Genomic DNA, 18,302 nt, shown 5'->3' with positions numbered 1-18,302 from the left:
CGAATCGGGCCACGAAGAAAACGGGGTGCGGCAGCAGGCCCGGGGAGGCCCGGCCAACGCCGACGGCAAAGGTGCCAAAGCCATTGTTGCGGCATACGCCACCCGGCGCGGTAAGACGACCGCTGAATCTTCACGCCCCTGGAGTCAGCACGGACTGTTAAATCCACGGGCGCGCCTGGTCATACCACGCCCAGCGCCCCCAGCACCGCACCCGCCGCCAGCAGCCACAGCAGGTGAAGCCGGGTGCGCCATACCACCAGCGCGCACGCGCCACTCAGCAGCCACAGGCGCAGGTCGGTGCCGGCGCCATGGTGCACGCTGCCCAGCAGCCAGGCGGTGGCCAGCAGCAGGCCGATCACCACGGGCGCCAGCCCCTGCTTGAAGGCGCGCACGCTGCGCCGGTGCCTGTTGCGGTGGCCCCAGCGCGTGGCCAGCCAGGTCAGCACCGTGCTGGGCAGCATGATGCCCACCAGGCTCAGTGCCATGCCCAGCGTGGCCGCGGCCCAGCCCGCCGCGCCCGGCCCGCCGGCGTTCAGGCCCACGTTCCAGCCCAGCAGGCCGACGAAGAGCACGTTGGGGCCCGGCGCGGCCTGGGCGATGGCGACCGAGGCGTTGAACTGCACGTCGGTGATCCAGCCCTGCCGTTCCACCAGGAACCGGTGCATGTCGGGCGCGGCGGCAATGGCCCCACCCACTGCCAGCAGCGAGATGGAGGCGTAGTAGAGGAACAGGTTCAGCCAGTCCACCGGCTGCAGGGCGAGCATGGGGGCCGGCGTCATGGGGCGATCTTCCGCCAGGTCACAGCGCATGCCGCGCCGCCCACCACGGGCAGCACCCAGGCCAGCGGCCAGCGCAGCAGCGCCATGGTGCCGAAGGTCGCGGCCACGAAGGCCCACCCGGCCACCGGGCCCAGCGGGTGCGTGCGCAAGGCCCCCGCCATCCGCAGCGCCACGCCGCCGACCAGGCCAGCCGCCACCGCTCCCATGCCGCGCAAGGCGCCACTCACGGCGGGGTGGCCGGAAAACTGCGCATACACCACGGCCAGCGCCAGCACCAGCAGCAAGGGAAACAGCAGCATGCCCGCCAGTGCCACCAGGGCGCCACGCAGTCCGAAATAGCGATCGCCGACCACCACGGCGAGGTTGACCACGTTGGGCCCCGGCAGGATCTGCGCCACGGCCCAGTCTTCGAGAAATTCCTCATTGGTGAGCCACCCCTTGCGGTCCACCAGCTCGCGCTGCACCACGGCCAGCACGCCGCCGAAGCCCTGCAGCGCCAGGAGGGTGAACGACCAGAACAGGTCGGCCAGATGGGCCGGGCGGGGCCGGTCGGCCGCTGCAGGCGGCAGCGTGGAGGGGGCCGGGGGGGCGTGTGAACGGGGCATGGCGGATTCGGGGCGGAAAGGAGCCGGGAGCGGGTGGTGGTTCGGGCCGATATTACGGCGCGTGGCGGATGTCCGCCCTGGCGATGAGCGAAGTTTGGTGTGGCACCCTGGCCCCGCGCTGGGGGGCGGGCAGGGGTTCGCGGAACCTGCCTGATCTTCGCGCGTGGGATGGCGCCGCCGAGTGGCTGCCGCTAACTTGCCGGGCCTATGATTCATCGCCTTGCCGCTCGGGCGCGCGTGCCGCGCCATCCCCTCGCCAGACTGACATCGGGGCCCCCGCTGCCGGCGGGCTCCACGCTGAAATCGCAGAGCGGCTCCCCTGAATTGAAGGCAGCCCCTCGCAGCGCAGGCCACGGGGCCCTGTCCCCGGTCCGTTCCGCGGCCTCGGCACTGCGAAGCCTGTCTGCCAGGCGAACCACCCATTCCGCGGCCTTCAATGGCGCATACGCCAACGGCTCCGTGGAGATGTTCGCGGTCGGCACGCTGCCGCCCGTCGGGCCCGGGCGATGGGACTACCTGGCCGATCCGGCCCACTGGCAGCCCGAGCGCCGCAAGCTGCACGATGCGCTGATCGATGACTCCTTTCGCAAGGCCTCTGTCTTCGCGGAATGCGTGGAGCGGTCGGGCTGCGATCCGACACTGTTCGCCTTGCGCGGCAATACGGCTGCCGGAAAGACCCGGCTGGCCCGATCGGCCGTGCCGGCCCTGGCCGACGCCCTGCAGGAAAGCGGCGGGGGCAGCATCAATCCGGACGCGTTCAAACCGCGGCTCAGGAAGGCGCACGGCCAGCCCCGACTGACACCGGCCAATGTGCACGCGGAGTCGTGCGTGCTCGCCGACCGGCTGGAACGCCAGATCGCCACAAGGAAGACCGCGAGCGGAAAGCCGGCCAGCATGCTGGTCGACAAACGGCTGGGCGGAGCGCACGAAGTCGCCAGCTACATCGCACTGTCCGAGCACACCGGCCGCCAGGTCGAGATGTACGACATCGACACCCCTCTGGAGCGTTCGCTGCTGGGTGTCCTGCAACGCAAGCCCGACGGGGACGATCCGCGTCCCCCCTATGCCGCCGTCGTCGCCGGCTACTCCGCCGTTCGCGGCAATCGCCTGGACGTCATCGACCAGTTCCTGGCGAAGCCGCAGATCGGCACCTACCACCTGATGGGCACGTTGGCGACGGGAGAGAAGGCGCCTGTCGCGACCGTTGCGAACGGGGAGCTGACGATCCACGACGCGGACCAATACGCCGAGATCGTGGCGCTCTCCGACTTGCCCGCCAGCGACATGGGCGAACAGGTGATCGACGACGGGACGATCAGGCAGCTGACGCACGCCATGCCCGCCGCCATCGCCGAGACCGCTCGCGAAGCCTTGCAGAAATATGCCGGCCTGTCGTGGTCCCAGGCGCTGGGAATCCACTGCACGCTGAATGGACAAGATTGAAGATGACCCAACTCAAAGGCGAAGCCGCCCTGGCTTTTCATCGGCAACTCAGGGAACGCGCGCAGCAGCAGCGAACGGCGCGGCTGCAGGCCGCCAAGGCGCAGGCCGCATCGAGCGGCAAGGAGGCCTTCGACCTCGGGAAGCTCCAGACGCTTTACGATACGACGCAGCGCGGCCGCTGGATCGATCTCGCGCAGCAGGCGGTGGGCTACGAGTACCTGTACTACGTGGAGTATCCGCAGGTGTCTGACCTGCAGGCATTTGCCCGCAGCCTGGACGAGATCGACTACTGGTCGTGATGCTTCGGACGGGCGCCCGTCGCCCGCTTCCGCGTCTGGAATCTTCCACCGGTAGGAGACACTTTGAAACTGATCCGATATGGCCAGCCGGGCGCGGAGCGCGCCGGGCTCGTCGATGCGCAAGGCATTGTCCGGGACCTGTCCATGCTGCTGCCCGACATCGGCCCCGCCCAGCTGTCGCCCCGCACCCTGGCCGCCCTCGCGGCGCTGGACACGTCGCGCCTGCCCGTCGTGCCCGAATCGGAACGCCTGGGCTGCCCGGTGGCGGGCGTGGGCAAGATCGTGTGCGTGGGGCTCAACTATGCCGACCATGCGGCCGAAGCGGGCCTGGCCGCGCCGGCCGAGCCCGTGCTGTTCATGAAAGCCACCACCGCGCTGAGTGGGCCCACGGACCCGGTGCGCATCCCGCCCGGCGCGCTGAAGGCCGACTGGGAGGTGGAGCTGGGCATCGTGATCGGCACGCGCGCGCAGCATGTGGCCGAAGACGCAGCGCTGCAGCATGTGGCGGGCTACGTGCTGGCCAACGACGTATCCGAGCGCAGCTACCAGATGGAGCGCGGCGGTCAGTGGGACAAAGGCAAGGCCTACGACACGTTCGCGCCCATCGGACCCTGGCTGGTCACGGCCGACGAGGTGCCCGACCCGCACGCCATCGGCCTGTGGCTGGAGGTGAACGGCGAGCGCATGCAGGACGGGAACACGCGCAATTTCATCTTCGGAGTGCCCCGGGTGCTGTCGTACATCAGCCAGTTCATGACGCTGGAGCCGGGCGACATCGTGCTCACCGGCACGCCGGCGGGCGTGGGACTGGGCAAGAAGCCGGCGCCGCGCTTTCTGCGGCCGGGCGACGTGATGCGGCTGGGGGCCACGGGCCTGGGCGAGCAGCGCCTGGTGTGCGAGGGCGGCTGAGCCGATCCGGGCCCTGCGCCCCGGGCAGGGCGGCTACAGGAACTGCGCGCGCAGCCCTACCATGATGCGCCGTCCCGCCGCGGGCTCGAAGAAGCGCCCGTTGCCGTCGTTCACGATGAGCGAGCCCGTGTAGCGGCGGTCGAACAGGTTGTCCAGCCGCGCCCAGGCCTGCCAGCGCGTGTCCCCGGTGCGAAAGGCATAGCCCGCCCGCAGGCCCGCCACGGCGAATCCGGCGGCGGCCTCGGTGTTCACATCGTTGGCGTACACCTTGCCGGACACGTCCAGCGTCGCGCCCCATTGCCATGCCGGCGACAGGGCGTGGTCCAGCGCCAGTTGCACGGTCTGGCGCGCGGTGCCCGGCAGCCGGTTGCCCGAGGGCACGGTGGCGCCGCCCGCCACGGCGTAGGGACTGTCGAAGAACGCATCGAGGTACGTGTAGGCCACGCGCGGCTTGAAGGCGCCGGACTGGGCGCTCCAGGCCAGCTCCAGCCCGCGCCGGCGCACCCGGTCGGCGTTCTGGTACACAGTGCGCCCGTTCACGGTGGCCGCCGGCACGATCTCGTCCCGGCTTTGCGCGTCGAACCAGGCCGCGTCGATGCGGTGCACCGTTCCCTGCCACTTGGCCCCGACCTCCATCTGCCGGCTGCGCGAGGCGTTCAGGCCGTAGTTGGGGCCGGTGTTGCCGGTGCTGTAGGCCATCTCGGCCAGGGTGGGCGTCTCGAAGCCGCGGCCGATGTTGGCGTACAGGTTGAGCTGGTCGGTGGCACTCCATACCAGGCCCAGCACGGGACTGGTCTGGCGCCAGGTGCGCTGGCCGCTGTCGTCGGGGTTCCCGGCGGTGATGAAGCGGTCGTTGACGCTCGTGCGTACGCGGCTGGCGCGCACTCCGGCCATGGCGCGCCAGGTGGGTGTGAGCCAGGCGTCCACCTGGGCGAACCAATCGGTGTTGCCCGCGCGGTCCTGCTCGTCGCGCCGCAGCGCGCCGGGCGTGCCGTTGCTGTTGACCCGGCCCTGGCGGTGCTCGGACAGGCGGTCGGCGTCCAGCCCCAGCGTCCAGGTCAGGGGCAGGCCGGAGGCGCGCCGCACGGTGTGCGTCCAGGCCATGCCCAGGCCGTAGTAGTCGCGGTCCAGGTCCACGACGCCGCCTGCGCTGCTGGCCGCGGCGCCGCTGAACGACAGGAATTGCGTGAGCGTGCGCATGCCGCCATAGGCGCGCACCCGAACGCTGTCGGCCGCGCCGAGTTGCCGCTCCAGCACCACGCCGAACTGGTTTTGCGCCACGGATTTGCGCGTGCCGAAGTCCGTCGCTACGGCCGGTGCCTGGCGCGGATCGGCCTCGAACTGCGCCCGGGTCAGGCCCAGCGGGTCCTGCGCCAGGGGCTGGTCGTAGAGATTGAGCAACGCGGTGATCCGGGTGTCGGCATCGGGCCGGGCCACCAGCTTGCCGTTGAGGTGCGTGCGCCGCGCCGCGCTGTGGTCACGCGCGCCGTCGGTCTCGAAGTGCGACACATCCACCAGCCCGCCGAGCGTGCGGTCGCCGAAGTCGAGCGAGGCATCCACCAGCCGCTGCCCGAACGAGCCCGCCGCCACCGACGCGCCGGCACCGCCGCCTTCGCGCGGCTCCCGGGTGGTGACCTGCAGCACGCCGCCCGCCGCGTTGCCGTAGAGCTGGGCCAGCGGCCCGCGCAGCACCTCGACCTGTGAGGCCGACTGCAGTTGCGCCGTGGCCGCCTGGCCCTGGCCGTCCGGCATGGTGGCCGGAATGCCGTCCACCAGGATGCGCACCCCGCGCACGCCAAAGGTGGAGCGCGCACCGAAGCCTCGCACTGCGATCTGCAGGTCCTGCGCGTAGTTCTGCCGGTCCAGCGCCACCACGCCCGCCTGGGCCGCGAGCAACTCGGACAGGTTCACCAGCGGGCTGGGGGTGGAAAACGCATCGACCGCCACGCTGGTGTGGCTGGCCGCGGCATCGAAGCGGCGCTGCGCCTCGGCCTGTCCAGGCACCTGCACGGCCGGGAGCGTGGCCGTTGGCGGGTCCTGCGGAGGAAGGTTTTGGGCCCGTGCGAACCCGGCAGATGCCAGCGCGCAGCACCACAAAGCGGCCTGGGGCACCGCGCGCCGCGCGCGGCGCATCAACGGACCAGCAGGGAGGGAACTGCGGCCTTGTCGCCCACCACGGTGCTGGCCGGTGCGGGCTGGATCAGGCCGCACAGCAGCCGGCCGCCGGAATTGCCGGCAGGGTTGGTGGTGTAGTCGTCTTCCTTTTCGTGCACGACCAGCGAGCGGCCCACCACCGAGGTCTTGCCCGGCGTGAGCGAGACGTTGGCGTTCACGAAACGCACGCTGCCCCGGCCGTCGTCGCCCACGGTGATGTTGGGCAGTTCGCCCGCGTGGGCCTCGTGCGAGGGCTGGCCGGGATGGCCGTGCTTCTTGGCCATGCCGGGGTCGAAGTGGCCGCCGGCACCGCCGAACGCGATGGTCTGGCCGGTGGTGGCGTCCGGTCCCGGCGAACAGGCGCCATTGGCATGGATGTGAAAGCCGTGCTTGCCCGGCGACAGGCCCTGCACCTGGATGGCCACCTCCACGCCCGCGGCGGTTTCGGTCAGGACGGCATTGCCGGCCGGCGCGCCTTCAGGCGTGACCAGGCGTGCGGTGGCGGTGGCGCGTTCGAGGCCCGGCACGGGGGTCTTGGCGACGGCGGAGCGGGAGTTGTCCGAGGCGCTGCCGGCGCAGCCCGCCAGGAACAGGGCGGCCGCCACGGCGGCGGTGCTGGCAGCGAGGGTGCCGCGGCGTTGGAATGAAGCGCGGGATGGGCTGGAAGGAAGAGGGGCCATGGAATTCTCCTGGGAAGGGTGCGTCGGGATCGACGAAAAGAATGGTGAAGGAAGCGGCAGGGACGGGTGTCGTGTGATGCGTTGCGCGGTCCTGGCGCCAAGGGTGGATCAGTGGCTGCAACCGTGGTCGCGCGGTGCCCTGGCGGCGCCGCGGGCGAAGGCCCGAGGATGACCGCATGCGGGCCCGCAAGGCGTAGGACAACGGCGGCGATGCGCCTGGCGCGGCGCGGCAACGTGCGGTGCCTGGGCCATACTCGCCCCAAGCACATTTCCGGAAGGACAACGAATGGCATCGGATGGCGAAGACCGCCAGCGCCTGGTCTCGCGGGGCGGTGGCGACGTGGAAGACGCACACGTGCCCGGCGAGCGCCGCACGCGCGCGCTGGCCCGTCGGGGCATGTGGGGCATCCTGGCCTTCTGGCTCGCATTGATGGGCGTCCTGTACGTGGCCATGGACCACTACCTCAAGCCGCGCGGCGCCAGCGTGACGGCGGAGGGTGCCCTGGTGATCCCCCGGCACCGCGACGGGCACTTTCGCGTGGCCGGCACGGTGAACGGCCAGCCCGTCATGTTCATGGTGGACACCGGCGCCAGCCTGGTGGGCGTGACCGATGCGCTCGCGCGCAAGGCCAGCCTCACGGGCGGGGAAGTGACGCAGTTCCGCACCGCCAACGGCACGCGCCAGGGCCGCGTGGTGGTGGCCGATTCGGTCACCGTGCGCTCGCTGGCCGTGTCCGGCCTGCGCGTGGGCACGGGGTACACGGGCGACGATGACGAGGACGCGCTGCTGGGCCAGAATTTCCTGCAGCACTTCGACGTGGAGATCGGGCGCGACCGCATGGTGCTGCGGCCACGCCGCTGAGGGCGGGCCCGGGGGCTGGGCGCTGCCCCGCTGCGGGTCAGCCCTTCTTTTGCACCGCCTGGATGATGCTGGAGAAATCCAGCGCCCCCTGGCCGGCCAGGCTGTGCGCCGCATACAGGCTGCGCGCCAGCCCTCCCAGCGGCGTGGCGGCCTTCACGGCCATGGCGTTCTCCTGCGCCAGGCCCAGGTCCTTGAGCATCAGGTCGGTGCCGAAGCCGCCCGCGTAGCCCTTGCTGGCGGGGGCGGTTTCCATGACGCCGGGGTAGGGGTTGTACTTTTCCAGGGCCCAGTTGCCGCCCGAGCTGCGGCGCATGATCTCGGACAGCACCTTCGGATCCAGCCCGTTGGCCACGCCCAGGGCGATGGCCTCGCTGGTACCCGCCATCAGGATGCCCAGCAGCATGTTGTTGCAGATCTTGGCCGTCTGACCCGCGCCCACGGCGCCGGCATGGAACAGGTTGGCGCCCATCTTTTCCAGGATGGGGCGGGCGCGCTCCAGGTCGGCGGCATCGCCCCCCACCATGAAGGTCAGCGTGCCGGCCACGGCGCCGCCGGTGCCGCCCGAGACGGGCGCGTCGATGAACGCCAGGCCGCGCGCCTGGGCGGCCTCGGCCACCTTGCGCGAGGTGGCGGCGGCGATGGTGGAGCAGTCGATCACCAGCGTGCCGGCGGCCAGCAGCGGCAGCAGTCCGGGCTGCTGCCCGTTGCCCAGGTACAGCGATTCCACGTGCTGGCTGGCGGGCAGCATGCTGATGAGCACCTCGGCGCCCTGCACAGCCGCCGCCGCATCGGCCGCAATGGCCACGCCGCCTTCGGCCAGCTTGTCGCGCGCCGGCTGGGACAGGTCGAACGCGCGGACCTCATGCCCCGCCTTGTGCAGGTTCAGCGCCATGGGGCCGCCCATGTTGCCCAGGCCGATGAATGCGATCTTCATGGAAGTGTCTCCTTTGGTTTTGAATGAAACAGGCCTCTGGCGCAATAAGTACTAGGGCATGTTGCTATGAAATTGGTAGTGAATTCGGTCAGCGGATGGCGTCGGGCGCGTCGCCCTCCAGCATGCGGCGGGCGATGATGACCCGCATGATCTCGTTCGTGCCCTCCAGGATCTGGTGCACGCGCGCGTCGCGCATCAGGCGCTCCAGCGGGTACTCGCGGATGTAGCCGTAGCCGCCGTGCAGCTGCAGCGCCTCGTTGCACACGTTGAAGCCCGCATCGGTGGCGAAGCGCTTGGCCATGGCGCAATAGGTGCTGGCATCGCGCGCGCCCGCATCCAGCTTGGAGGCCGCCAGCCGCACCATCTGGCGCGCGGCCACCAGTTCGGTCGCCATGTCGGCCAGCTTGAACTGCAGCGCCTGGAAGCTCGCAATGGGCTTGCCGAACTGCTTGCGGTCTTGCATGTACTGCTGCGCCTGGGCCAGCGCGCCTTGCGCCGCGCCCACCGAGCAGGTGGCGATGTTGATGCGCCCGCCGTCCAGGCCTTTCATGGCGATCTTGAAGCCCTCGCCCTCGCGCCCCAGCAGGTGGTCGGCCGGAATGCGCACGTTGTCGAAGCTGATGGTGCGGGTGGGCTGGCTGTTCCAGCCCATCTTTTCTTCCTTCTTGCCGTACTGGATGCCCGGCGCATCGGCCGGCACCGCGAAGGCGCTGATGCCCGCCGCGCCCGATGCGGCGTCGCCGGTGCGGGCCATCAGCACCAGCACGTCGGTGCTGCCCGCGCCGCTGATGAACGCCTTGGCGCCGTTGATGACGTATTCGGCGCCTGCCAACTCCGCCCGGGTCTTGAGCGAGGCCGCGTCCGAGCCCGCGCCGGGCTCGGTCAGGCAGTACGAGGCGAGCTTCTCGCCGCTGGCTAGCAGGGGGCTCCAGCGGTCGCGCACGGCATCGGTCGCCCAGGTGCCGAGCATCCAGGTGGCCATGTTGTGGATGGTGATGAAGGCCGTGGTGGAGGGGTCCACCGCCGCCATTTCCTCGAACACCAGGGTGGCGTCGAGCCGGGGCAGGGCGAGGCCGCCCGCGTTCTCGGGGGCGTACAGGCCGCAAAAGCCCAGGGCGCCGGCCGCGGCGATCGCCTCGCGCGGGAAGATGCCCTCGGCGTCCCAGCGGGCTGCGTGCGGCGCCAGTTCGGCGCGCGCGAAGTCGCGGGCCGTCTCGGCGAAGGCGCGCTGTTCTTCGGTCAGTTCAAAGTCCATGGGTCGGTTCTCGCTGGCGGTCGTTCGTTGTTCTGCTTTGTCTCGTTGCGGGCGGGGCGGGGTGGACGGTGGCGGATGCGTTACGGCTTGGCGGAGGGATGGTCCAGCGTCAGCCAGCGCATCAAGCCCTGGCGGCGCGCCTCGGTCTCGGCGGTCAGGCAGGCGTGATACAGGCGCGGCCACTCGGGCAGGCCCTCGGTGGACTGGGTGCCCTGCTTGCACAGCATGGTGCGCTGGCGCTGCCAGGCGGTCTGCTCCTGCCGCAGCTGCGGCCGCTCGTGGGCCGACAGCGCGCGCATCACGTCGCTGTAGAGAATCGCAATGGCCGTGTCCGCCTGCTGGTAGGTTTGCACCGCGCAGGCATTGGTCTCGGCCACCGTGCCCTCGGGTCGGCAGGGTGCGCCCGCCTGGGCGTGGGCCCCCGCGCTGAACAGCAGGGCGCAGGCCGCGCCGCCGCCCCAGGCGAGCGCCGCCCACCGTTTCGTCGTGATCTTGAGAATGTGCATCCTTGGCGTTGTAGCACCGCGCGGCCCCGGCCGGCCGCTCCCGCGCCAGCGGGCTACTTCAGGCTGATGGTGGTGTTCACGCCGTGCGAGATGGTGCTGTCGTCGAACCAGCGCGCCGTGACCGTCTTGGTCTGCGTGTAGAACAGCACGACCTGCTTGCCATACGGCCCCAGGTCGCCCAGCTTGGAAGCGCGCGAGCCCGAGAACGAGAATAGCGGCACGGGCACGGGAATCGGCACGTTGATGCCCACCTGGCCCACGTCGATCTCTTCCTGGAACTTGCGGGCTGCCGCGCCCGACTGCGTGAAGATGGCCGTGCCGTTGCCGTTCGGGTTGTCGTTGATGAAGGCGATCGCTTCATCGATGTCGGCCGCCGCGCCCAGGCACAGCACCGGGCCGAAGACCTCCTGGTCGTAGATGGACATGCCGGGCTTCACACCGCTGAACACCGTGGGGCCGACGAAGTTGCCTTTTTCGTAGCCCGCCACCTGCGGCTTGCGGCCGTCCAGTTCCAGCTTGGCGCCGTCGGCGATGCCGCGCTCGATCAGGTGTTCCACCCGGTCCTTCGCTGCGCACGAGACCAATGGGCCCACGTCGGTGCCCTTGTCGGTGCCGCCGCTCACCTTGAGCGTCTTGGCCTTGGCGACGAGGTCGGGAATCCACTGCTGGGCCTCGCCCACCAGCACCACCACCGACAGCGCCATGCAGCGCTGGCCCGCGGCGCCGAAGGCGGCACCGGCCAGGGCGTTGAGCGTCTGCTCCTTGTTGGCGTCTGGCATGACGATGGCGTGGTTCTTCGCGCCCATCATGCATTGCACGCGCTTGCCGTTCAGGCTGGCGCGGTTGTACACGTGCGTGCCCACCTTGGTGCTGCCCACGAAGCTGATCGCCTTGATGTCCGGGTGGTCGCAGATGGCGTTCACCGCGTCCTCACCGCCGTGCACCACGTTCAGCACGCCCGGGGGCACGCCGGCCTCCAGCGCCAGCTCGCACAGGCGCATGGTCACCATCGGGTCCTGCTCGGAGGGCTTGAGCACGAAGGTGTTGCCCGTGGCGATCGCCATGGGGAACATCCACAGCGGGATCATGGCGGGGAAGTTGAACGGGGTGATGCCCGCGCACACGCCCAGCGGCTGCATCAGCGTGTAGGTGTCCACGCCGCCGGCCACGTTGTTGGCCAGCTCGCCCAGCTGCAGGTTGCCGATGGCGCTGGCGTGCTCCACCACCTCCAGGCCGCGGAACACATCGCCCTCGGCATCGGGCAGCGTCTTGCCTTGCTCAGCCGTCAGGATCGCGGCCAGTTCGGCCATGTTCTCGCGGATCAGCTGCTGGTACTTGAGGAAGATGCGCGCCCGGGCGCCGATGGCCGTTTTCTTCCAGGTCTTGAAGGCTTCCTTGCCCGAGGCGACGGCGGCGTTGATCTCCTCTGGCGTGGCAAAGGGCACGCGCGCCAGCACTTCCTGCGTGGCGGGGTTCACTACGTTGCGCCACTGGGTGGTTTGGGACTCGACGAACTGGCCGCCGATCAGCAGCTTGACGGTGGGGGCTTGGGCGGCCTGTGGGGCCTGTTGAGCGGTGATGGATGCGTCCATGGTGTCTTGTCTCCTGTGTGTTTCTGTCATGCGGGGCCGGGACAATGGCATTTGCCCGGCCGGGGCTGGCGGCCCGGCAGGGCGCCCGGGCCGCAACCGCGGGCAAATCCCGGTGGCCTGCGCATCCTAGCTGTGCGAAATTGCCAGCACAAGGCGCATGCATGCACCTTGGGTTTGCAAATTTGCACAGGCGGCAGCTGGCCGGCCAGCACGCGCCCCACGAAGAACACATGGATGAGAGGGCCTCACACGATGGAATGGGACAACCTGCGCTACTTTCTGGAGCTGGCGCGCTCCGGCACCCTGGCCGGCGCGGCACGCCGCACGGGCGTGGAGCACACCACGGTGGCCCGCCGCATCCAGTCGCTGGAAAAGCAGATGGGCGCACCGCTGTTCGCACGCGAGGCCGGCGGGCACCGCCTGACGGAGGCGGGCCGGCAACTGCTGCCCGCCGTCGAGGCCATGGAAACCGCCGTGCTCGGCCTGGAGCGCGCGGCTCCGGCCAATGCCGCGGCGGGCCTGTCCGGGGTGGTGCGCGTGGGCGCGACGGAAGGCTTCGGCACACTCATCCTCGCGCCGCACCTGGCACGGCTCACGCAGAAGAACCCCGGCCTCACCATCGACCTGCTGGCCTTGCCGCGCATGCTGCACCTGTCCCGGCGCGAGGCAGACATCGTCATCTCGCTGGAGCGCCCCGCGCGGGGATCGGTCATCGTCGCCAAGCTGGCGGACTACACGTTGCACCTGTACGGCCAGCGCGAGTACCTGGCCCGTCGCCCGCTGGTCTCGACCCGGGACGATCTGCGCCACCATGCCTTCGTGAGCTATGTGGACGATTTGCTCTTCACCAAGGAACTGCAGTTTCTGGACGCACTGCACCGGCCGGCGCGGTTCGCGTTTCGCAGCACCAGCATCACGGCCCAATACGAAGCGGTGCGCGCCGGCGCGGGGTTGGCCGTGCTCCCGGCCTTTCTGGCCGACCGCGATCCGGTGCTGGCCCGGGTGCTGCCCGAAGAGGCCCGGTTCACGCGGACCTTCTGGATGAGCATGCCGGCGGAGGCCAAGCACCAGGCACGCATCCAGGCGGTCTGGACCTGGCTGAAGGAGGTGTCTTCCGACAAGACGCTCAAAATCATTCACTCGCCGGATGCGTCGGAATAATAAGAACGTAACTGAATGTATGATTTCGCCGCCTCGGAACCACATGAGTGGTTTGACCGTTTGCATGCCCGAGAACATGCCCTGCGAATTTCGTTGATAAGAAACCCATGAAGAAATTGGCTTTGATTGTTTTAGTGTCCGCTCTGTTTACTGGATGCGCTTCCGTGAAGATGGAAAGTAGGGAAGCTTCGGCAAAGTCAAAGGAATTTTCGCAGCCCAGCGAAGGTCATTCAGGGCTTTATGTCTATCGAGACAGTTTTATAGGCAAAGCAGTCACGAGAAATGTTTGGCTGGATGGGAAATGTCTGGGGGAATCTGGTCCGGATGTCTTCTTTCACACGGAAGTTGCCGGTGGACAAGAGCACGTGATTGCCACGGATTCCGAGTTCTCGCCCAACGAGTTGAAGGTGATGTTCGAGAAAGGCAAAAACTACTTCATCCGGCAATACATGCAGTTCGGTGCGTTCACTGGGAGGACCTACGTCGAACTGATCCCCGAGGCTGAAGGCAAGGCCGCCGTGGCGAAGCTTGAAATGGCTACGGCAGGCACCTGCAGCAGATAACGCCGCCGGACCGATCGCAGCGCGTCGGCTGCACCCTGCGGGCTGCCGGCGCCCGCGATCGGCGCGGCCGTTTATCGATCAGACGATCGTGCTGACTCGGCGGCCCTCCGTCGCGGTGATTGACCGGCGCGAGGGCCTGCTGGATTCGCCTCGAAAAATCGCTCCTTCGGATAATCGGTTCAACCTGTTTGAATAATCGCCGATTCAAAACCCCGGATTCGAGCCAGAAATAATCCGGGCCGATGAGCGACCTACCCCCCTGATACACCACACGATGGCGGGCCCTCGTTGCGGATCCACTGCTCGGCTTGCCCTTGGGTCCCACAGCCACGCGGCTGACCCGATCCGCCAACTTTTGGAAGCAGCGCTGCACCCATTTGGGGCGTGACTGGTTTATCCTCCCGCCCTTCCATCGGTCAGGGAGGGAATACCCTGAGCCGGGCCAGTCCGGCGTACCGCGCCGTGCGTCTTGGGAGAGAAGCCCGGAAGCGCGATCCATCCAGACACGGCAGTGGCCGCCCTGAATGCCCTTCGCGCCGAAGAAACAACATCAATCAGGAGGTTTTCCATGGCAACCCAGGTTTCGCCCGACATTCCGGGCCGGCACGACAGCGACCATCTGCAGCGCAGTTTGTCCAACCGGCACATCCAGCTCATTGCCATCGGCGGGGCCATCGGCACCGGCCTCTTCATGGGCTCTGGCAAGACGATCAGCCTCGCGGGGCCGTCGATCGTGTTCGTCTACATGATGATCGGCTTCATTCTGTTTTTCGTGATGCGGGCCATGGGCGAGTTGCTGCTGTCCAACCTGCAGTACAAGTCCTTCATCGATTTCGCGGCCGATCTGCTCGGCCCCTGGGCCGGGTTCTTCACCGGCTGGTCTTACTGGTTCTGCTGGATCATCACGGGCATCGCCGACGTGATCGCCATCTCGGCCTACTCGCAATTCTGGTTCCCCCACCTGCCGCAGTGGGCGCCGGCGCTGGCCTGCGTGGGGCTGCTGCTGTCGCTCAATCTGCTCACGGTGAAGCTCTTCGGCGAGATCGAGTTCTGGTTCGCCATGATCAAGATCGTGGCCATCATGGCGCTGGTGGCGACCGGGTTCTACATGGTCTATGCCCATTTCGTCTCGCCCTCCGGTCGCACGGCGAGCCTGGCCAACCTGTGGAACGACGGCGGCATGTTCCCGCACGGTTGGATGGGGTTCTTCGCCGGCTTCCAGATCGCGGTGTTTGCCTTCGCGGGCATCGAGCTGGTGGGTACGACCGCCGCGGAGGCCAAGGACCCGGAGCGCACGCTGCCGCGCGCGATCAACTCCATTCCGCTGCGCATCATCGTGTTCTATGTGTTCTCGCTGGTGGCCAGCATGGCGGTCACGCCGTGGCGCGAGGTGGTGCCCGGCAAGAGCCCGTTCGTCGAGCTGTTCGTGCTGGCCGGGCTGCCCGCGGCGGCCAGCGTGATCAATTTCGTGGTGCTGACCTCGGCGGCCTCGTCGGCCAACAGCGGGGTGTTTTCCACCAGCCGCATGCTGTTCGGCCTGGCCGAGAAAGGCGTGGCGCCCGGCCGCTTCGCGAAGCTGTCGCGCCGGGGCGTGCCTTCGAGTGGACTGCTGTTCTCCTGCTCCTGCCTGCTGGCCGGCGCTTTTCTCATGTGGGTGATTCCGGACCTGGTGGAGGCCTTCACGCTGGTGACCACCGTCTCGGCCATCCTCTACATGTTCGTCTGGTCGATGATCCTGCTGTCCTATATGGCCTACCGCCGCCAGCGGCCGAAGCTGCATGCGGCCTCGCTGTACAAGATGCCGGGCGGCGCCTGGATGTGCGGCGTGTGCCTGGCGTTCTTCGCCGGCATCGTGGTGCTGCTGTCGTTCGAGGCCGACACGCGCCAGGCCCTGCTGGCCACGCCCGCCTGGTTCGTGCTGCTGGCGCTGGCATATCAGTTCGTCCGGCGCCGGCTGCCGGCACCGGGCCATGCCCCGACGGGGGCGCTGGGTGCCCGCGTGGTATCCGAGCGGGTCTGATTTCCCGATCGCTGGCCGCCATTGCGCATGGCGCCGGAGGGCCATCAATGGGGCGGCTCGGGTGAGCGATGACAGTTAATGGCCTGGAGATCGGGGCTTTTTCGCCCCATTGGAATTTTCACCAGGGCCTACCCTGCATGGGCCGGGCGAAGGGCGTTTTCTTGTGTGGACTGCTTCGCCACCGACAGGAGTACTTTGGCGATGACACCCCTTATTTCCGGCCTTGCATCGGTCGCATCCCTGCTGTTCAACGCGTCGTCTTCCGGGGCGGCGAAACCCTCGGCTTCCGCGCGGGACAGCGGCGCTTCGCCCGCCGAGCCCTCCACGCAGATCACCTTGAGCAAAGAAGCCGAGGCGCTGTCCGGCGTGGCGGGCCAGAGCGCGGCCGCATCCGCTCGGGGTGTGGCGGCGCGGTCTTCCCTCGCGTCGTCGCAGGGCGGGTCGGTCTCCGCGGAGAGTTTTGGAGAGCTGCTCACCCAGTTCGGTGCGACCCAGGCGCAGAAAGAGCAGCTGACGGCCGGGTTCGATGCCAACCACGACGGCAAGATCTCCCAGGAAGAATTCATGAAGAGCCTGGGAGACACCTCTGGCGCCAAGACCGGCAACAGCGAACTGTCGCAGGCCATCCTGCAGTTGATGGATCAGGGGGGCAATGCCAATGGGGTGGTGGACGGCAAGGAGTTCGCCCGATTCTCGATGGCATTCATCGCGGCGGAGAAGCGGCCTGCGTGATCGGTGGTGAGAGCCACGGGGGCCGTGGGCAAAGGGCCGCACTTGCGAACATTTGCTGGCTCAGGACCGAATCGCAGCACCTGCAATACTCAGCATCCTTGCTGGCTTCCGCATTAGGACTTCGCTCGTGGGTGATCTGATTGGTTTTTTGCTTTGGTCGGTCTTCGAACTCCTCTTCGTGTTCACGGGCCGGCTGGTGATCGGCTTCGCCAGTGGGGGCCGTTGGCGCGCAGAGCGAATGCAAGCCAAAGAAAGCCGCATTCATGGCCCGTCGGGCGCTCTGTCGTTCAAACGAGACGGGCAACGCGTCTTTACGACTGCCGGATTGGGAATCGTCGGTCTCTCTTTTTATGGGTTGTTGGCTTTGGCCCTGTTCTGGGGTGTTTCTTAAGCCGAACAGACGAAAAAAAGCGGCCTTGGTAGGCCGCCTTTTTGAAAAATCGACACCGCGATAGCACGGCGTCGATGGGGCTTATATCCGGCCCATCAGCAGCAGGACCAACAGGATCACCACCACCAATCCGATACCGCCGCTGGGACCGTATCCCCACGAGCGGCTGTGGCCCCAGGTAGGCAGGGCACCGATCAAGATCAAGATCAGCACGATGAGCAGGATGAGAGAAATAGACATGGTTTCCTTTGGAGTAGGTGAGTATCGGTAGACCAAGTGTCGAATGCTGAAACAATTGTTTCGGCAGGACTGGGGGCCCTGCACTCGTAGGAGGGGTCCGATGCAAAGTTGTGCTGCCGCCTTCGCTTCGAGGGTGATGCCTTCGCTACTTTTGGGGGAAGGGCGGCGGGCTTGCGCACACTTCGATCACCATCGATCCACGCCCAGGCTTGCCATGACTACTTCTGTGAATAACCTTTCCTCCAATAAGCTGGGAGGGCTTCCCGGCCTGAAGGATTCAGGTTCCATCAAGGAGCCGACCCTTCAGAGGTCGGAATCGCGCAAAAGCCTGGGTGGTCCCGACGGCCTGCAGGCCAATAGCCAATCGAAAGGGGAGCTTGGAGGCAGCTTGGCACCGCGCTCCAACATCAATTTGCTGCGAAAGAACTCGCTGATTCAGAGCCAGAAGCGAGAACTGAGTGCCGAAGCGGTACGCGACAGCCTGATCAAATCGCGCGATGGTAAAAATTCCAATGACGGTAAAGCCTCCCTGCTGAATGACCTTCACAGCAGCCCGCTTTTCCAGAAAATGCAGAAGACCAATAGCGGTAATGAAGACGCGATCATCACGATGACGCCTCCTTCCAAGGAGCAGGTACCTGCCGAAGCGACCGAGGTGCCTGTCAGCGGCCCGCCCACGCCACCACCGCCACCACCGTTGCCGGTGAAGCCGAGCCACAGCAGCCCGGAAGAAATCAAGTTGGGTATGGACGCCCCCTCTCCTTCGGACACCGATTCCGACAGCGAGACTGAGCTGGACCTGGATGTCCACATCAGCACCGCGCCGAAAAATCATGACACCCATGAAGAAATCGATGTGCACATGGAAGGGCCGCCTCCTTCGGACAGCGGCTCCGACGATGAGCGCGACATCGATGTCGATGTGCACATCAATGCTGGTCCAGGAAACCAAGGTTTTCATGAAGAAATCCAGGTTGACGAAAAGACGCAGCGGCTGATACGGATGCAAGAACAGCAGGAGGCCAACGCGAACGCGCTGACTGAGTTGAATGTCAGGATTCAGGAACAAGCGGCTATTCGCGACGTGATTGCCAAAATGGCTGAGGCTAATCGCAAGACCGTCGAAGCTGCGGCCAAAGCGATGGTCGACGCAGCACCCAAATAAGCCATCAAAAGT

Annotated in this window: 19 protein-coding genes; 10 read left to right on the top strand and 9 right to left on the bottom strand. The window is 67.4% G+C overall.

Translation table 11 applies throughout. The features are described 5' to 3' along the window. Nucleotides 1-179: 179 nt before the first annotated feature. On the bottom strand, nucleotides 180-779 hold the full coding sequence (locus AVME950_RS20345) for a chromate transporter (RefSeq protein WP_284431190.1): 600 nt from the start codon (nucleotides 777-779) through the stop codon (nucleotides 180-182). Beyond that, nucleotides 776-1,384 (bottom strand): chromate transporter, encoded by a 609-nt coding sequence (locus AVME950_RS20340; RefSeq protein WP_284431189.1) that lies wholly within the window; start codon nucleotides 1,382-1,384, stop codon nucleotides 776-778. Before AVME950_RS20340 ends, AVME950_RS20345 begins: the two co-directional genes overlap by 4 nt. Before the next feature lie 465 nt (nucleotides 1,385-1,849). On the opposite strand from AVME950_RS20340, the gene xopAJ reads away from it, so the two are divergent. The 3 genes from xopAJ to AVME950_RS20325 all read left to right on the top strand — a co-directional run bounded on the left by xopAJ (nucleotide 1,850) and on the right by AVME950_RS20325 (nucleotide 4,035). Then, nucleotides 1,850-2,827, top strand: coding sequence for a XopAJ/AvrRxo1 family type III secretion system effector zeta toxin (gene xopAJ, locus AVME950_RS20335; RefSeq protein WP_284431257.1), 978 nt, complete (start codon nucleotides 1,850-1,852; stop codon nucleotides 2,825-2,827). A gap of 2 nt (nucleotides 2,828-2,829) precedes the next feature. Next, the gene (locus tag AVME950_RS20330; protein ID WP_284431188.1) at nucleotides 2,830-3,126 is read left to right on the top strand and encodes a hypothetical protein; all 297 of its coding nucleotides are present in this window, start codon (nucleotides 2,830-2,832) and stop codon (nucleotides 3,124-3,126) included. A 63-nt stretch (nucleotides 3,127-3,189) separates the two neighbouring features. After that, nucleotides 3,190-4,035 (top strand): fumarylacetoacetate hydrolase family protein, encoded by an 846-nt coding sequence (locus AVME950_RS20325; protein ID WP_284414394.1) that lies wholly within the window; start codon nucleotides 3,190-3,192, stop codon nucleotides 4,033-4,035. Nucleotides 4,036-4,068: 33 nt separating this feature from the next. Here the strand turns inward: AVME950_RS20325 and AVME950_RS20320 are convergent, their stop codons facing one another. Both AVME950_RS20320 and AVME950_RS20315 read right to left on the bottom strand, forming a co-directional pair. Beyond that, on the bottom strand, nucleotides 4,069-6,168 hold the full coding sequence (locus AVME950_RS20320) for a TonB-dependent receptor family protein (RefSeq protein ID WP_502869432.1): 2,100 nt from the start codon (nucleotides 6,166-6,168) through the stop codon (nucleotides 4,069-4,071). After that, nucleotides 6,168-6,869 carry a superoxide dismutase family protein gene (locus AVME950_RS20315; RefSeq protein ID WP_284431186.1) on the bottom strand — a complete coding sequence of 234 codons (702 nt, stop codon included), beginning with the start codon at nucleotides 6,867-6,869 and terminating at the stop codon, nucleotides 6,168-6,170. The genes AVME950_RS20320 and AVME950_RS20315 overlap by 1 nt, the downstream gene beginning before the upstream one ends. Before the next feature lie 286 nt (nucleotides 6,870-7,155). On the opposite strand from AVME950_RS20315, the gene AVME950_RS20310 reads away from it, so the two are divergent. Further along, nucleotides 7,156-7,731: a retropepsin-like aspartic protease family protein gene (locus AVME950_RS20310; protein WP_284431185.1), complete on the top strand. Its 576-nt coding sequence runs from the start codon at nucleotides 7,156-7,158 to the stop codon at nucleotides 7,729-7,731. Nucleotides 7,732-7,768: 37 nt separating this feature from the next. Here AVME950_RS20310 and mmsB read toward each other — a convergent pair whose 3' ends face one another. The 4 genes from mmsB to AVME950_RS20290 form a co-directional block, all read right to left on the bottom strand. Continuing rightward, nucleotides 7,769-8,665, bottom strand: a complete 897-nt coding sequence (mmsB, locus tag AVME950_RS20305; RefSeq protein WP_284431184.1) for a 3-hydroxyisobutyrate dehydrogenase — start codon at nucleotides 8,663-8,665, stop codon at nucleotides 7,769-7,771. 88 nt (nucleotides 8,666-8,753) lie between these two features. Then, on the bottom strand, nucleotides 8,754-9,920 hold the full coding sequence (locus AVME950_RS20300; RefSeq protein ID WP_284431183.1) for an acyl-CoA dehydrogenase family protein: 1,167 nt from the start codon (nucleotides 9,918-9,920) through the stop codon (nucleotides 8,754-8,756). An 80-nt stretch (nucleotides 9,921-10,000) separates the two neighbouring features. Then, nucleotides 10,001-10,426 (bottom strand): lysozyme inhibitor LprI family protein, encoded by a 426-nt coding sequence (locus tag AVME950_RS20295; protein WP_284425624.1) that lies wholly within the window; start codon nucleotides 10,424-10,426, stop codon nucleotides 10,001-10,003. Between the two features lie 53 nt (nucleotides 10,427-10,479). Then, complete coding sequence (locus tag AVME950_RS20290; RefSeq protein WP_284431182.1) at nucleotides 10,480-12,018, bottom strand: CoA-acylating methylmalonate-semialdehyde dehydrogenase; 1,539 nt, start codon at nucleotides 12,016-12,018, stop codon at nucleotides 10,480-10,482. A gap of 252 nt (nucleotides 12,019-12,270) precedes the next feature. Between AVME950_RS20290 and AVME950_RS20285 the strand changes: the two genes are divergently transcribed. The 5 genes from AVME950_RS20285 (at nucleotide 12,271) to AVME950_RS20265 (ending at nucleotide 16,885) form a co-directional block, all read left to right on the top strand. Beyond that, complete coding sequence (locus AVME950_RS20285; RefSeq protein ID WP_284431256.1) at nucleotides 12,271-13,179, top strand: LysR family transcriptional regulator; 909 nt, start codon at nucleotides 12,271-12,273, stop codon at nucleotides 13,177-13,179. A gap of 107 nt (nucleotides 13,180-13,286) precedes the next feature. Further along, nucleotides 13,287-13,742: a DUF2846 domain-containing protein gene (locus tag AVME950_RS20280; RefSeq protein ID WP_284431181.1), complete on the top strand. Its 456-nt coding sequence runs from the start codon at nucleotides 13,287-13,289 to the stop codon at nucleotides 13,740-13,742. Between the two features lie 568 nt (nucleotides 13,743-14,310). After that, nucleotides 14,311-15,762 (top strand): D-serine/D-alanine/glycine transporter, encoded by a 1,452-nt coding sequence (cycA, locus tag AVME950_RS20275; protein ID WP_284431180.1) that lies wholly within the window; start codon nucleotides 14,311-14,313, stop codon nucleotides 15,760-15,762. Between the two features lie 201 nt (nucleotides 15,763-15,963). Continuing rightward, nucleotides 15,964-16,494, top strand: coding sequence for an EF-hand domain-containing protein (locus tag AVME950_RS20270; RefSeq protein WP_284431179.1), 531 nt, complete (start codon nucleotides 15,964-15,966; stop codon nucleotides 16,492-16,494). A 127-nt stretch (nucleotides 16,495-16,621) separates the two neighbouring features. Further along, on the top strand, nucleotides 16,622-16,885 hold the full coding sequence (locus tag AVME950_RS20265; RefSeq protein WP_284431178.1) for a hypothetical protein: 264 nt from the start codon (nucleotides 16,622-16,624) through the stop codon (nucleotides 16,883-16,885). 81 nt (nucleotides 16,886-16,966) lie between these two features. Here AVME950_RS20265 and AVME950_RS20260 read toward each other — a convergent pair whose 3' ends face one another. After that, nucleotides 16,967-17,125 carry a DUF3309 family protein gene (locus tag AVME950_RS20260; RefSeq protein WP_284404388.1) on the bottom strand — a complete coding sequence of 53 codons (159 nt, stop codon included), beginning with the start codon at nucleotides 17,123-17,125 and terminating at the stop codon, nucleotides 16,967-16,969. A 214-nt stretch (nucleotides 17,126-17,339) separates the two neighbouring features. Here AVME950_RS20260 and AVME950_RS20255 point away from each other — a divergent pair, with 214 nt between their 5' ends. Continuing rightward, entirely contained in the window at nucleotides 17,340-18,290 is a 951-nt protein-coding gene (locus AVME950_RS20255) for a hypothetical protein (protein WP_284431177.1), read from the top strand. The last annotated feature ends 12 nt before the right edge of the window (nucleotides 18,291-18,302 follow it).

Source organism: Acidovorax sp. SUPP950, from assembly GCF_030158935.1.
GTDB lineage: Bacteria > Pseudomonadota > Gammaproteobacteria > Burkholderiales > Burkholderiaceae_C > Paracidovorax.
This window is presented reverse-complemented; position numbering and strand designations above follow the sequence as displayed.

Coding starts and splice junctions, on each gene's coding strand:
- AVME950_RS20255 (WP_284431177.1), top strand. CDS start 17,340: ATGACTACTTCTGTGAATAACCTTTCCTCCAATAAGCTGGGAGGGCTT.
- AVME950_RS20260 (WP_284404388.1), bottom strand. CDS start 17,125: ATGTCTATTTCTCTCATCCTGCTCATCGTGCTGATCTTGATCTTGATC.
- AVME950_RS20345 (WP_284431190.1), bottom strand. CDS start 779: ATGACGCCGGCCCCCATGCTCGCCCTGCAGCCGGTGGACTGGCTGAAC.
- AVME950_RS20290 (WP_284431182.1), bottom strand. CDS start 12,018: ATGGACGCATCCATCACCGCTCAACAGGCCCCACAGGCCGCCCAAGCC.
- AVME950_RS20310 (WP_284431185.1), top strand. CDS start 7,156: ATGGCATCGGATGGCGAAGACCGCCAGCGCCTGGTCTCGCGGGGCGGT.
- AVME950_RS20340 (WP_284431189.1), bottom strand. CDS start 1,384: ATGCCCCGTTCACACGCCCCCCCGGCCCCCTCCACGCTGCCGCCTGCA.
- AVME950_RS20330 (WP_284431188.1), top strand. CDS start 2,830: ATGACCCAACTCAAAGGCGAAGCCGCCCTGGCTTTTCATCGGCAACTC.
- mmsB (WP_284431184.1), bottom strand. CDS start 8,665: ATGAAGATCGCATTCATCGGCCTGGGCAACATGGGCGGCCCCATGGCG.
- AVME950_RS20300 (WP_284431183.1), bottom strand. CDS start 9,920: ATGGACTTTGAACTGACCGAAGAACAGCGCGCCTTCGCCGAGACGGCC.
- AVME950_RS20315 (WP_284431186.1), bottom strand. CDS start 6,869: ATGGCCCCTCTTCCTTCCAGCCCATCCCGCGCTTCATTCCAACGCCGC.
- AVME950_RS20320 (WP_502869432.1), bottom strand. CDS start 6,168: ATGCGCCGCGCGCGGCGCGCGGTGCCCCAGGCCGCTTTGTGGTGCTGC.
- AVME950_RS20295 (WP_284425624.1), bottom strand. CDS start 10,426: ATGCACATTCTCAAGATCACGACGAAACGGTGGGCGGCGCTCGCCTGG.
- AVME950_RS20280 (WP_284431181.1), top strand. CDS start 13,287: ATGAAGAAATTGGCTTTGATTGTTTTAGTGTCCGCTCTGTTTACTGGA.
- cycA (WP_284431180.1), top strand. CDS start 14,311: ATGGCAACCCAGGTTTCGCCCGACATTCCGGGCCGGCACGACAGCGAC.
- AVME950_RS20285 (WP_284431256.1), top strand. CDS start 12,271: ATGGAATGGGACAACCTGCGCTACTTTCTGGAGCTGGCGCGCTCCGGC.
- xopAJ (WP_284431257.1), top strand. CDS start 1,850: ATGTTCGCGGTCGGCACGCTGCCGCCCGTCGGGCCCGGGCGATGGGAC.
- AVME950_RS20270 (WP_284431179.1), top strand. CDS start 15,964: ATGACACCCCTTATTTCCGGCCTTGCATCGGTCGCATCCCTGCTGTTC.